Raw genomic sequence first — 13,170 nt, 5'->3', positions numbered from 1 at the left:
GTGACCGGTACGGTGACCGTGCTGGCTGAGCAAACGCTCAGTCGGTCGCCGATTGTTCCAGACGGACGACGACGGACTTGCTGGCCGGGGTGTTGCTGGTGTCCGCGGTGGCGTCCAGCGGCACCAGGACGTTGGTCTCGGGGTAGTAGGCGGCCGCGCAGCCCCGAGCCGTCGGATACAGCACGACCCGGAAACCGGGCGCCCGCCGCTCCACCCCGTCCCTCCACTCGCTGACGAGATCGACGTACGAGCCGTCGGCGAGCCCGAGGCTCCCCGCGTCCTCGGGGTGGACGAGCACGACCCTCCGGCCGTTCTTGATGCCCCGGTAGCGGTCGTCCAGGCCGTAGATCGTGGTGTTGTACTGGTCGTGCGAGCGCAGCGTCTGCAGCAGGAGGCGGCCCTCGGGCAGCTCCGGGTACTCGACCGGCGCCGCGGTGAAGTTGGCCTTGCCGGTGGCCGTCGGGAAGCGGCGTTCGTCCCGCGGGGCGTGCGGCAGGGCGAAGCCGCCGGGGCGGGCCACCCGCGCGTTGAAGTCCTCGAAGCCGGGGATCACCCGCGCGATGCGGTCCCGGATCGTCGCGTAGTCCTTCTCGAACTCCTCCCACGGCACCTTGCTGTCCTCGCCCAGCACCCGGCGCGCCAGCCGGCACACGATCGCCGGCTCCGACAGCAGATGCGGGCTCGCGGGCTCCAGGCGGCCCCGGGAGGCGTGCACCATGCCCATGGAGTCCTCCACGGTCACGAACTGCTCGCCGCCGCCCTGGAGGTCGCGCTCGGTACGGCCGAGCGTCGGCAGGATCAGCGCCCGCGCGCCCGTGACGACGTGCGAGCGGTTGAGCTTCGTGGACACGTGCACCGTCAGCCGGGCGCGCCGCATGGCCGCCTCGGTGACCTCCGTGTCCGGGGAGGCGGACACGAAGTTGCCGCCCATCGCGAAGAACACCTTCGCCTCACCGTCGCGCAGCGCGCGGATGGCGCGTACGACGTCGAAGCCGTGCTCGCGCGGCGGCGCGAAGCCGAACTCCCTCTCCAGGGCGTCCAGGAAGGCGGGCGCGGGACGCTCGAAGATGCCCATGGTGCGGTCGCCCTGCACGTTCGAATGCCCGCGCACCGGGCACACGCCCGCGCCCGGGCGGCCGATGTTGCCGCGCAACAGCAGGAAGTTGACCACCTCGCGGATGGTCGGCACGGAGTGCTTGTGCTGGGTCAGGCCCATCGCCCAGCACACGATGGTGCGCTCGGAGTCCAGCACCATGCGCAGGGCCCGCTCGATCTCCGCGCGCGTGAGGCCCGTCGCCGTGAGCGTCTCGTCCCAGTCGGCGGCGCGGGCCTGCGCCGCGAACTCCTCGAAGCCGTGGGTGTGGTCGGTGATGAACCGCTCGTCGAGCGCGCCCTCCGTCTCCAGGATCAGCTTGTTGAGGAGGCGGAAGAGAGCCTGGTCGCCGCCGATGCGGATCTGCAGGAACAGGTCGGTGAGCGCGGCGCCGGCGGTGAGGCCCCTGGGGGTCTGCGGGTTCTTGAAGCGCTCCAGGCCCGCCTCGGGCAGCGGGTTCACGCTGATGACCTTCGCGCCGTTCGCCTTCGCCCTCTCCAGGGCGGAGAGCATGCGCGGGTGGTTCGTGCCCGGGTTCTGGCCGGCGACGATGATCAGATCTGCCTGGTACAGGTCCTCCAGCAGGACGCTGCCCTTGCCGATGCCGATCGTCTCCGACAGGGCCGAGCCGGAGGACTCGTGGCACATGTTGGAGCAGTCCGGCAGGTTGTTGGTGCCGAGGTCGCGCGCGAAGAGCTGGTACAGGAACGCGGCCTCGTTGCTCGTACGGCCCGAGGTGTAGAAGACGGCCTCGTCGGGGGAGGCGAGGGCGGTCATCTCCTCGGCGATGATGTCGAAGGCGCGCTCCCAGGACACCGGCTCGTAGCGCTCTCCCCCCTCGGGGAGGTACATGGGGTGCGTCAGCCGGCCCTGCTGGCCCAGCCAGTAGCCGCTGCGGGTCGCCAGGTCGGCGACCGGGTGCGCGGCGAAGAACTCGGGGGTGACCCGGCGCAGGGTGGCCTCCTCGGCCACCGCCTTCGCGCCGTTCTCACAGAACTCCGCGGCGTGCCGGTGCTCCGGCTCCGGCCAGGCGCAGCCCGGGCAGTCGAAGCCGTCCTTCTGGTTCACGCGCAGCAGGGTCAGCGCGGTGCGCTTCACGCCCATCTGCTGCTGGGCCATCCGCAGGGTGTGTCCGATGGCCGGGAGGCCCGCCGCCGCGTGCTTCGGCTCGGCGACCTGCGGCGCGTCCTGGACCGGATCGGCCTTGGGCGGCTTCGATGCCATCGCGGGGCTCTCCTTCGCTGGCGGGGTGAGCGGGTGTTTCTGTGACCTCTGTCTCCGATCCTCGCACGTGGCGCCGACAGGGGGAGGGGTCGGGCTTGTGGGGTGCGGGAGCATTGGTTGCGCTTGCGGTTGGTGCTTGTGCGGGGAGTGGGGAAGCGGGGTGGGGGCGCCGTGCGGGGTGCGCTGTGCGGGGTGTCGGTGGGGGTGCGAGGGGTGCGGGGTGCGCCTGCGGTCGGTGGGCGGGTCGGGGTCGTGGCGGGGCGGCGAGCCCGTCGGGTGTGGGGCGTACGGCTGCCCGTTGAGGGATTGGACGTGGACTGTGCAGCGCTGAGCTACGGGCTGCGCCGCACCGCCACGACCCGCTCCCGCCGCCTCGCGGGTGCGGGACCGTTCGGGGCGTTCGGGGGCGGGCCGACTGCTTCCGTCGTCTCGCTGAGGAGGGTTCGGGGGTGGTCGGACTGCTTCCGCTGTCTCGCGGGTGCGGGAGCAGGCAGTGGGCGGTCGGACTGGTCCCGCGGTCCCGCGGTCCCGCGGCTGCGGCTGCGGGGGGTCCGGGCTGGTTCCGTCGTCTCGCGGGTGCGGGTGTGTCAGTGGGGCGTGGCAGGATCGGGGGCGTGGCAGAAACAGCATCGAAGAAGACCGAGAAGACCTCCGGCGGCGAGCGGCCCCGCCTGATGCTCATGGACGGGCACTCGCTGGCCTACCGCGCGTTCTTCGCGCTGCCCGCGGAGAACTTCACCACCGCGACGGGGCAGCCGACGAACGCGATCTACGGTTTCGCGTCGATGCTGGCGAACACCCTGCGTGACGAGGCGCCCACGCATTTCGCGGTCGCCTTCGACGTCTCCCGCAAGACCTGGCGCTCAGAGGAGTTCACGGAGTACAAGGCGAACCGTTCCAAGACGCCGGACGAGTTCAAGGGACAGGTCGAGCTGATCGGCGAGCTGCTCGACGCGATGCACGTCTCGCGGTTCGCGATCGAAGGCTTCGAGGCGGACGACGTGATCGCCACCCTCGCCACCCAGGCCGAGGCCGAGGGCTTCGAGGTGCTGATCGTCACCGGTGACCGTGACTCCTTCCAGCTCGTCAGTGAGCACACCACCGTGCTGTACCCGACGAAGGGCGTCTCCGAGCTGACCCGTTTCACCCCGGAGAAGGTCCTCGAGAAGTACGGGTTGACGCCCTCCCAGTACCCCGACTTCGCGGCCCTGCGGGGTGACCCGTCCGACAACCTCCCGGGCATTCCCGGCGTCGGTGAGAAGACGGCCGCGAAGTGGATCAACCAGTTCGGTTCGTTCGCGGAGCTGGTCGAGCGTGTCGACGAGGTGAAGGGCAAGGCCGGGCAGAACCTCCGCGACCATCTGGAGGCCGTCAAGCTCAACCGACGCCTGACCGAGCTGGAGCGGAACGTGGCGCTGCCCCAGGGCGTCACCGACCTCGCGCGGGCGCCGTACGACCGCAAGGCCGTCGCCATGGTCCTGGACACCCTGGAGATCAGGAACCCCTCGCTGCGTGAGCGGCTCCTCGCCGTCGACCCGGGTGGCGAGGAGGCCGGGACCACCCCGGTCGTCGCGGCCGGCGTGGAGCTGGACGGCACCGTCCTCGGCACGGGCGAGCTGTCCGGCTGGCTCGCCGAGCACGGCACCGGGCCCCTCGGTGTCGCCACCGTCGACACCTGGGCGCTGGGCACCGGCTCGGTCGCCGAGGTCGCGCTCGCCGCCGCCGGCGGAGCGGCCGCCTGGTTCGACCCGTCGGAGCTGGACGAGGCGGACGAGAACGCGTGGGCGGCCTGGCTGTCCGCCGAGGACCGCCCCAAGGTGCTGCACGACGCCAAGAGCGCCATCCGTGTCTTCGCCGAGCACGGCTGGAGCGTCGCCGGCGTCTCCATGGACACCGCCCTCGCCGCCTACCTGGTCAAGCCGGGCCGTCGCTCCTTCGACCTGGACGCGCTGTCCATGGAGTACCTGCACCGGGAGCTGGCGCCCGCCGCCGCGGCCGACGGCCAGCTCGCCTTCGGCGCGGACGACGGCGCCGAGGCCGAGGCCCTCATGGTGCAGGCCCGCGCGATCCTCGACCTCGGCGAGGCGTTCCGGGGCCGGCTGGAGGAGGTCGGAGCCACCGACCTGCTGCGCGACATGGAGCTGCCCACCTCCGCCCTGCTCGCCCGCATGGAGCGGCACGGCATCGCGGCCGACCGGGCCCACCTGGAGGCCATGGAGCAGATGTTCGCGGGCGCCGTCCAGCAGGCGGTGAAGGAGGCGCACGCGGCGGCCGGACACGAGTTCAACCTGGGGTCGCCCAAACAGCTCCAGGAGGTCCTCTTCGGCGAACTGGGCCTGCCCAGGACGAAGAAGACGAAGACGGGCTACACGACGGACGCCGACGCCCTGGCCTGGCTCGCCACCCAGACCGACAACGAACTGCCGGTCATCATGCTCCGCCACCGCGAACAGGCCAAGCTGCGCGTCACCGTCGAGGGCCTGATCAAGACGATCGCCGCCGACGGCCGTATCCACACCACGTTCAACCAGACGGTCGCCGCCACCGGCCGCCTGTCGTCGACGGACCCGAACCTGCAGAACATCCCCGTCCGCACGGACGAGGGCCGCGCCATCCGCCGCGGCTTCGTCGTCGGCGAGGGCTTCGAGTCCCTGATGACCGCCGACTACAGCCAGATCGAACTGCGGGTGATGGCCCACCTCTCCGAGGACGAGGGCCTCATCGAGGCGTTCACCTCCGGTGAGGACCTGCACACCACGGCCGCCTCCCAGGTGTTCGGCGTCGAGCCGACCGCGGTGGACGCGGAGATGCGCCGCAAGATCAAGGCGATGTCGTACGGCCTGGCGTACGGGCTGTCGGCGTTCGGCCTGTCGCAGCAGCTGAACATCGAGGCGGCGGAGGCCCGCGCCCTGATGGACGCCTACTTCGAGCGCTTCGGCGGCGTACGGGACTACCTGCGCCGGGCGGTCGACGAGGCCCGGGCGACGGGTTACACGGCGACCCTGTTCGGGCGCCGCCGCTACCTCCCCGACCTCAACAGCGACAACCGCCAGCGCCGCGAGGCGGCCGAGCGGATGGCCCTCAACGCGCCCATCCAGGGCACGGCGGCCGACATCGTCAAGATCGCCATGCTCAAGGTGGACCGCGCGCTGCGGGAGTCCGGCCTCAGGTCCCGCATGCTGCTGCAGGTCCACGACGAGATCGTCCTGGAGATCGCCCCCGGCGAGCGCGCGGCCGCGGAGGAGCTCGTCCGCCGGGAGATGTCCGACGCCGTCCGCCTGCGGGCCCCGCTGGACGTGTCGGTGGGCGCGGGGGCGGACTGGGAGTCGGCGGCGCACTAGCTTCCGGCGGAGGCGGTGGCCCGCTCGGGTGCGCCGGTGGTCTTTTCCGGGGCGGGCGCGAGGCCGGTCGGCTGGCGCGCCCGCCCGCGCTCGGCGGGCGCCTGTCGCGTGCCTCCCCGGCGGCCCGTGGGCGGAGTGGGTGCGCTCTTCGGAGTTCCGCAGGTCATGGAGGGGGGTCGCCGTCGCGACCCGGCCACCCCTACCCGGTGACCCGGCGTGACCGGTTACGTCACTCCGGGTGCATGCTCTGGAGGGTCCTCACCCACGTGGCCCCCGCCAGGACGCCTCCCGCCGGTTCCGCCCGCCAGGATGCGGCCATGGGTATACGCATGCTCCACCGCCGGACGGCAACCGCACGCGTTCACGCCACGGCGACCGCCGACAGGCAGGCCGACCCGGACGCGACGCCCTCGCGGCGGCCGCTTCCCGCCCTCGCGCGCGGAGCCGCCACTCCCCGCATCCCCAGAACCCCGGCCGCCGTGCTCCGTACGGCCGCCGCACGCCTCGGCCGGCTCGCCCCGCTTCCCGGGGCCGAGGTCGCGCGCGGCTACCTGGCCCTCGCCCTCAGCTTCCTCGACCGCGTTCCGCGACCCCGCGCGGGGCGTCGTATCACCGTGTTCGTCGCACGGGTGACACCGGCCGGCGAGCCGTTCAGCCCACGCTGACCTCGTCCCGCCGGTCCACGGTCTCCCGGGCGGCCGGACGAGCCACGCGCACCCCCACGGCGTACAGCAGCAGTCCGAGCACCAGCCCGGCGCCCGCTCCGAAGCACAGCGTCGGGATCAGCTCGTACGGCTTGGCCCGGGAACCCCAGTACTCCCACCACCGCGTCGCCCGCTGCACCGCCGCCACCAGCGCGCAGCCGCCGATCACGACCCCGGCCCACCAGCGGTCGCGGGCCGACAGCGCGGGCACCCCGACCGGTTCGGCGGCGGGCGTCCCGCGCAGCGCGTACGCCACGAAGACCGCGATCACGACCGCGGCCACGGCCGAACCCCCGTACTGCAGGTACCAGTACAGCGGCGAGCCCGCCACCTTCTCGCCGAGCACGGGGAACATCCGCATCCCCCACCGGTCGAGGTGGGTGAACGCGTCCCACACCACATGCGTCAGCGCGCCCAGCGCCGCCGACACGTACCACCACAGCAGCGTGGACGGGCGGACCCGCGCGCGGGGTGCGCCGCAGCGCGTGAGGGCGGCCGTACGGCCCTGCCGGGCCCGGGGCAGCAGGGCCACGAGCGGCTCGCGCACCAGCAGCCACAGCCCCACCAGCGCCCAGGCGACGAGCACGTCGACGGTGAACACGCCGGCGAAGGAGTGGGTGACGTCACCGAACTCCATGGCCTCGGACACGACACTCGCCGCGTAGTAGGTCAGGTCGGGTGCGAAGGAGCCCGCCACCAGGACGGCCGGGACGAGCCGTCCGCGGCCGGTTCCGTCGGTGCGCACGGCGGGCAGCACGGCCGCCGCATGGCTGAGAGTGAACGGCAACTGGGCTCCCCGCGGCGGACGCTGTCGGACGGTCCGGTCAGAAGTTCGACGACCCGACCAGTATGCGGGACACCGCCGACACCCCGGCGGAGATGGCCGCGGGGTGAATACCGGGTTCGAACGGGTGCCGGTGTAGAAGAAGTTGTCGTAGGGTCCTCAGGGTCACCGTGCCCGCGGGCGCGGTCGAACAACCGAACAGAACAGCGTAAACCGCCCAGGAGCGCAACCGTCCGGGCGGGAAGATCGTCCCCACAGGGCGAACGAGGCGGACCGCCCCCCGGGGGCGGCGGCCGCGGCAGACGGATACGGGCGCTCGAGTGTCCACGGGAGGGGTTCACTTCATGTCGGCGCATTTCGGCAGAAGGCTGCGCAAGGGAGCGGTCAACACCACCGTGGCCGCGGTGGCGGTCGCGGCTCTGGCCGCGTCCCAGGCACCCGACGTCACGGCCGGCGGCCAGGCCGGCGGACAGACCGCCGCCGACACCCCGACCCCCGACGCGGGCGCCGAGGACAGCGCCACCGGCAACTCGCCGTACTACACGGACCTGCCGCCGCTCAACACCCCCGTCCCCGCGCCGAGCCAGAGCACCGGCACCACCCCGGCCGCCACGGGCAGCACCGAGGCCGGCATCCCCGCGACCGTCCTGGACGCCTACAAGAAGGCCGCGGCGGCCCTGGCCGACGCCAAGCCCGGCTGCAACCTGCCCTGGCAACTCCTCGCCGCCATCGGCAAGGTCGAGTCCGGCCAGGCCCGAGGCGGCAACGTCAGCGCCGACGGCACCACGCTGTCGAAGATCCTCGGCCCCGTCCTCGACGGCAACGGCTTCGCCAACATCAGCGACACCGACAACGGCGCCTACGACGGCGACACCACCCACGACCGCGCCGTGGGCCCCATGCAGTTCATCCCGTCCACCTGGGCGTGGGCGGGCCGCGACGGCAACGGTGACGGCAAGAAGGACCCCAACAACATCTACGACGCGGCCCTCGCCGCCGGCCACTACCTGTGCCGCAACAACTGGGACATGTCCACCGCCTCCGGGCTGCGCAGCGCGATCCTCAGCTACAACAACTCCACGGAGTACTTCAACACCGTCCGCTCGTGGCTGGAGTACTACCGCAGGGGCACCCACGAGATCCCCGACGGCACCGGCGCCCTGCCGTCCAACCGCAGCGACGGCAACAGCGGCGGTACCTCCACCTCCCCGTCGCCGTCCGCACCGTCGAAGCCCTCGACCAGCCCCAAGCCCAGCAAGCCGTCGACGCCGAGCAAGCCGTCGACGCCGAGCAAGCCGTCGACACCGAGCAAGCCGTCGACGCCCGGCACTCCGGCCCCGACGCCGACCGACACCGTCGACCGCCTCGAGGACGCGGGCACGGCGAAGCTCACCGCCATGGCGGGCGACGCGTTCACGCAGCGGATCAGCACCCGCGCCGAGACCGACGCGGGCAAGGCCGTCGGCAAGGTCAGGGTCCGCTTCACCATCGTCGGCGGCACCGACGCCACCTTCACCGGCGGCGAGACCGTCGCCACGGTCCTCACCGACAGCAGGGGCGTCGCCACCGCGCCCGCCCTGAGGGCGGGGGAGAAGACCGGCACGTTCACCGTCCGCGCCACGCTCGTGGGCCGCGTGCTGCCCGTCCTGGACTACCGGGCCACCGTCACCGCCCGCGCCGCCGACGCCCTCACCGCCATCAGCGGCACCGCGCTGACCTGCGCCGCGGGTGGCGAGTTCACCGACCAGGTCGAGGTCAAGGCCACCTACAAGGGCGCCGTGGCCGACAAGGTCGCCGCCACCGCCACGCTCGTCGCGTCGGCGGGCGACACCACCGCGAACGGCAAGGGCCCCTACTTCAAGGACGCCGCCGGCAACCCCGTCCGCGCCCTGACGGACCTGCAGACCGACTCGGCCGGCCTGCTGAAGCTGCCGAAGCTCTACGCCGACGACACCGCCGGCACGTTCCTGCTGCGCATCACCACCACGGGCGGGGCCACCCTCACGGTCGAACTGACCGTCACGGCCGCCGTGTCGCCCTCGCCGAGCCCGTCGGAGAGCACCTCCGACAGCGCGTCCCCGAGCCCCTCGGAGTCGACGACGACCGGCGCGTGACGCACGTCCGCACCACGGCGGCGCCCCCTCCACCCGAGCGGGGCGCCGCCGTCGTGTGCGACGTGTTCTCATCCCGCCCGCCCGTTGCTACGGTGCCCGACCTGACAACCTGTCAGGTTCCGTGCCGTCCCGCACCGGGAGGACTCGTATGCGCGCCCTCATCGCCGCCGCGACCGGTCTCGCCGCCGCGCTCGTCCTGGTCCTCACGCTCACCGCCCTGGGCACCCCCACGGGCAGGACCTCCCCGAAACCGCTGCTGACGACGGTGCCCGCACACCCGTGACCGCCCGGGAGGGAGGCCGAGATGCGCCGCAAGGCCAGTCTGATCCTGCTCGCCCTCGCCGTGTTCTTCGCGGCGCTGTCCCCCCTGCTGCGCTGGTACGCCTTCCCCCGCCTGGCCAAGGTCCCGGCGAACGCGTACCAGGCCATGGTCCTCGAGGCGAAGAACGCCACCCTCCTCGACTACGGCACGATGACCGCCCGCACCGTCCCCCAGGTCACCATCGTCCAGACCCTCCGCGGCAACGTGGAGGCCTCCGAGGAGATCGAGCGGACGGCGGGCCGGGACGTCGTCGTCTGGGACGGCCTGTCCTACGTCCAGGGCCCCGACGGCACGATGGTCTCCAAGGTCCCCGAGCGGTACATCTTCGACGCCCACACCCAGGAACCCGTCCACGCCACCGGCGAGACGGTCGACGGCGACCCCGTCCGCCGGGAGGGCCTGGAGTTCAAGTGGCCGTTCCTGACACAGAAGCGGGACTACGAGTACTTCGACGCCCAGGCCCGCCTCACCGCCCCCATCCACTACGAGGGCACCCGGACCTTCCGCGGTGTGACGGTCTACTACTTCGAGCAGACCATCCCCTGGACCCGGGTCCCGATGCCGAAGACCATGCCCGTCACCGGCATCACCCCCGAGACCGTCGCCCGGACCGGCACCACCCGCTGGTACACCACCGTCCGCAGATTCTGGGTCGAACCGCTCACCGGAGCACCCGTCTACGGCGAGGAGATCCACCGGGAGGAACTGCGCGGCGGCACCCTCCTCGGCGACCGCGACAAGGTGACCGCGTTCGCCGGACACGTGAAGATGCGCGAGGACTACATCGACCACACCGTCGCCCAGGTCACGTCCCACCGCACCCTGGTCCTGCTGATGACGTCCCACCTGCCCTGGGGCTGCCTGCTCCTCGGCGGCCTCCTGCTGTCCCTCTCCCTCTGCCTGGAGGCCCGCGGCCGCCGCCCCGGCGAACCCGCACCCGCCGAGCCCGCCGACCCCGGACCGGTCACCGCCTGAGCCGCGCGTTGGTGAACCGGGTCGGCTCGGCACCGGCCGGGTCCTCCGGCCACGGATGCTTCGGATACCGGCCCCGCAGCTCCGCCCGCACGCCCTGGTAACCGTCCCGCCAGAAGGAGGCGAGGTCGGCCGTCACGGCCGCGGGACGGCCGGCGGGGGAGAGCAGATGCACGAGCAGCGGCACCCCCGCGACCCGCGGCGACTCCTGCAGCCCGAACATCTCCTGCACCTTCACCGCCAGCACGGGTTGCTCGGGACGCGCGTAGTCGATCCGGATCCTGGACCCACTCGGTACGGTGATCCGCTCCGGCGCCAGCTCCTCCAGCCGGGCCGCCTCACCCGACGCCCAGGGCAGCAGCCGCGCCAGCGCCTGCCCGGCGTCGATCCGCGCGAGATCGGCGCGCCGCCGGGCCCGGCCCAGCTCGGGCTCCAGCCAGTCGTCCACGCGCGCGTGCAGCGACGCGTCGGACACGTCCGGCCACGGCTCCCCGAGGCGCAGCCGCAGAAAGGCCAGCCGCTGCCGCAGCACCTGCGCCTCCGGCGACCACCGCAGCAGCGTCAGCCCCTCCTGCCGCAGCCCTTCGAGCACCGCCTCCCGTACGAGCGCGGGGTCGGGGTCCCGGAGCGGCCGCGCCGCCAGCTCCACCGCGCCGAGCCGCTCGACCCGCCGGGCCACGACGTCACCGTCCGACCAGTGGACCTCGTCGCGCTCGTCGAGCAACGGGCCGGCCGCGAGCCGGGCGACCTCCTCGTCGACGACCGCCGCGAGCTGCACGCGCGCGTGGCCCCGGCCCACCGGACGGTCGGCGACGGCGACGGCGAGCCAGGGAGCACCGCGCAGCGCGGAACCCTCCGGGATCTCGGCGCGGGTCCCCGAGACCATGAGGTGGGAGCCACCGTCGGCCCTGGCGACGCGCTCGGGGAAGGCGAGGGCGGCGACGAGCCCGACGAGGCCGTCCTCCCCGGCGCCGGTCGCGTCGCCGGCCACGGTGACCGGCGACGCGAACGCATCCAGGTCCGCCTTCGCCGCGGGAGGGTTTCCGGTGGGCGGGTGGGACAGGGCCGTCGCCGCGACGGTCCGCAGCCGCCGCGCCTCCGCCCGCCACCGCCCCGCGTAGGCGTCACCCCCCTGCCGGGCACGCCGCAGCGCGGCGGCCAGATCGTCCCCGTACTCCCGCGGGGCCTCCTCGCTCAGCAGGGCGACCACCTCGGCGGCCCGCTCGACCCCCACCAGCGCGGCCCCGTCCAGCAGAGCCCGCCCCATCCGGGGGTGCACCCCCAGCCCGGCCAGCCGCACCCCCCGTTCCGTGGCCCGGCCGGCGGCGTCCACCGCACCGATCGCCGCCAGCAGACTCCTCGCCGCCGCCATCGCCCCGCCCGGCGGCGGGTCCAGCAACGCCAGCCCCGAGGCGTCCGGATCCCCCCAGCAGGCCGCCTGCAGGGCGAACGCGGTGAGGTCGGCCACCTTGATCTCCGGGGCCGGGAAACGCGGCAGACGGGCGTCCTCCGCCTCCGCCCAGCACCGGTACACCACACCCGGCGCCTCACGCCCGGCCCGCCCCGCCCGCTGCCGCGCCGCCGCGTGGGAGGCCCGCACCGTGGCGAGCGCGCTCAGCCCGCGCGCGTGGTCCACCCGGGGCTCCCGCGCGAGCCCCGAGTCGACGACCACCCGCACCCCGGGAACCGTCAGCGACGACTCGGCCACGGACGTGGCCAGCACCACCCGGCGCCGCCCGCCGGGCGCCAGCACCGCGTCCTGCACGGCCGTCGGCGCCCGCCCGTGCACCTGGAGCACATCCACCCCGTCCAGCCCGCCGAGCCGCCCCGCGACCCGCGCGATCTCCCCGACGCCCGGCAGGAAGCACAGCACGTCCCCCGACCGCTCGGCCAGCGCCCGCCGCACCACCGACGCCACGTGCGCCAGCAGCGCCGGATCGACCCACGTGCCGTGCGGCGGCCGTACCGGACGGGCCGGCGGCGTCCAGACCACCTCCACGTCGAACGCGGTCCCCCGGGCCTCGACGACCGGCGCGCCGCCCAGCAGCCGCGACCAGCCCTCCGTGTCGGTCGTCGCCGAAGCCGCCACCAGCCGCAGCCCGGGCCGCAGCGCCTCCCGCACGTCCCACAGGAAGGCGGCCGCCGTGTCCGCGTCCAGATGCCGTTCGTGGCACTCGTCGAGGACCACCACGTCGACGCCGGCCAGCTCCTGGTCGCGCTGGAGGCGTTGCAGCAGCACACCGGTCGTGACGACCTCCACGCGCGTGTGCCGCCCGACGACCCGCTCCCCGCGCACCGTGTACCCGACACGGTCGCCGGCCTTCTCACCCAGCAGCCACGCCATCCGCCGGGCCGCCGCCCGGGCCGCGATCCGCCGCGGCTCGGCCACGACCACCCGCCGGACGGGCCCGTCGCCCAGCAGCCCTGCCAGCGCCAACGGCACCAGTGTCGTCTTGCCCGTGCCGGGCGGCGCGGCCAGGACGGCGGTCCCGTGCCCGTCCAGGGCCTCGTTCAGGGCGGGCAGGGCGGCCCGCACGGGCAGCGCGTCCAGGGCGTCGTAACGGATCACGCCCCTAGTGTCGTACGCCCGCGAAACCGCGCCCACACGCGCGTGCG

The 13,170-nt window shown here is 73.6% G+C and carries 8 protein-coding genes; 5 read left to right on the top strand and 3 right to left on the bottom strand.

From position 1 onward, the window contains the following. Positions 1-37: 37 nt before the first annotated feature. Complete coding sequence (locus tag ACIBBD_RS22670; protein WP_399421286.1) at positions 38-2,317, bottom strand: FdhF/YdeP family oxidoreductase; 2,280 nt, start codon at positions 2,315-2,317, stop codon at positions 38-40. Positions 2,318-2,931: 614 nt separating this feature from the next. Between ACIBBD_RS22670 and polA the strand changes: the two genes are divergently transcribed. Both polA and ACIBBD_RS22660 read left to right on the top strand, forming a co-directional pair. After that, positions 2,932-5,658 (top strand): DNA polymerase I, encoded by a 2,727-nt coding sequence (gene polA / locus ACIBBD_RS22665; protein ID WP_399421285.1) that lies wholly within the window; start codon positions 2,932-2,934, stop codon positions 5,656-5,658. A gap of 317 nt (positions 5,659-5,975) precedes the next feature. Then, positions 5,976-6,323: a hypothetical protein gene (locus ACIBBD_RS22660; RefSeq protein ID WP_399421284.1), complete on the top strand. Its 348-nt coding sequence runs from the start codon at positions 5,976-5,978 to the stop codon at positions 6,321-6,323. Here the strand turns inward: ACIBBD_RS22660 and ACIBBD_RS22655 are convergent. Continuing rightward, a complete protein-coding gene (locus tag ACIBBD_RS22655) occupies positions 6,310-7,149 on the bottom strand; it encodes a DUF4184 family protein (RefSeq protein ID WP_399421283.1) in 840 nt (279 codons plus the stop codon). The genes ACIBBD_RS22660 and ACIBBD_RS22655 overlap by 14 nt on opposite strands. A 341-nt stretch (positions 7,150-7,490) precedes the next feature. Between ACIBBD_RS22655 and ACIBBD_RS22650 the strand changes: the two genes are divergently transcribed. The 3 genes from ACIBBD_RS22650 (at position 7,491) to ACIBBD_RS22640 (ending at position 10,557) form a co-directional block, all read left to right on the top strand. Continuing rightward, positions 7,491-9,260, top strand: coding sequence for a lytic transglycosylase domain-containing protein (locus tag ACIBBD_RS22650; protein ID WP_399421282.1), 1,770 nt, complete (start codon positions 7,491-7,493; stop codon positions 9,258-9,260). Between the two features lie 148 nt (positions 9,261-9,408). Further along, on the top strand, positions 9,409-9,543 hold the full coding sequence (locus ACIBBD_RS22645; RefSeq protein ID WP_399421281.1) for an SPW_0924 family protein: 135 nt from the start codon (positions 9,409-9,411) through the stop codon (positions 9,541-9,543). A 21-nt stretch (positions 9,544-9,564) separates the two neighbouring features. Next, positions 9,565-10,557: a DUF3068 domain-containing protein gene (locus ACIBBD_RS22640; RefSeq protein ID WP_399421280.1), complete on the top strand. Its 993-nt coding sequence runs from the start codon at positions 9,565-9,567 to the stop codon at positions 10,555-10,557. Here the strand turns inward: ACIBBD_RS22640 and hrpB are convergent. Beyond that, positions 10,547-13,123, bottom strand: coding sequence for an ATP-dependent helicase HrpB (gene hrpB / locus ACIBBD_RS22635; protein WP_399421279.1), 2,577 nt, complete (start codon positions 13,121-13,123; stop codon positions 10,547-10,549). The genes ACIBBD_RS22640 and hrpB overlap by 11 nt on opposite strands. Between the last annotated feature and the right edge of the window lie 47 nt (positions 13,124-13,170).

Source organism: Streptomyces sp. NPDC051315 (genome assembly GCF_044455165.1).
GTDB lineage: Bacteria > Actinomycetota > Actinomycetes > Streptomycetales > Streptomycetaceae > Streptomyces.
This window is presented reverse-complemented; position numbering and strand designations above follow the sequence as displayed.

Coding starts and splice junctions, on each gene's coding strand:
- ACIBBD_RS22670 (WP_399421286.1), bottom strand. CDS start 2,317: ATGGCATCGAAGCCGCCCAAGGCCGATCCGGTCCAGGACGCGCCGCAG.
- ACIBBD_RS22645 (WP_399421281.1), top strand. CDS start 9,409: ATGCGCGCCCTCATCGCCGCCGCGACCGGTCTCGCCGCCGCGCTCGTC.
- ACIBBD_RS22650 (WP_399421282.1), top strand. CDS start 7,491: ATGTCGGCGCATTTCGGCAGAAGGCTGCGCAAGGGAGCGGTCAACACC.
- ACIBBD_RS22640 (WP_399421280.1), top strand. CDS start 9,565: ATGCGCCGCAAGGCCAGTCTGATCCTGCTCGCCCTCGCCGTGTTCTTC.
- ACIBBD_RS22660 (WP_399421284.1), top strand. CDS start 5,976: ATGGGTATACGCATGCTCCACCGCCGGACGGCAACCGCACGCGTTCAC.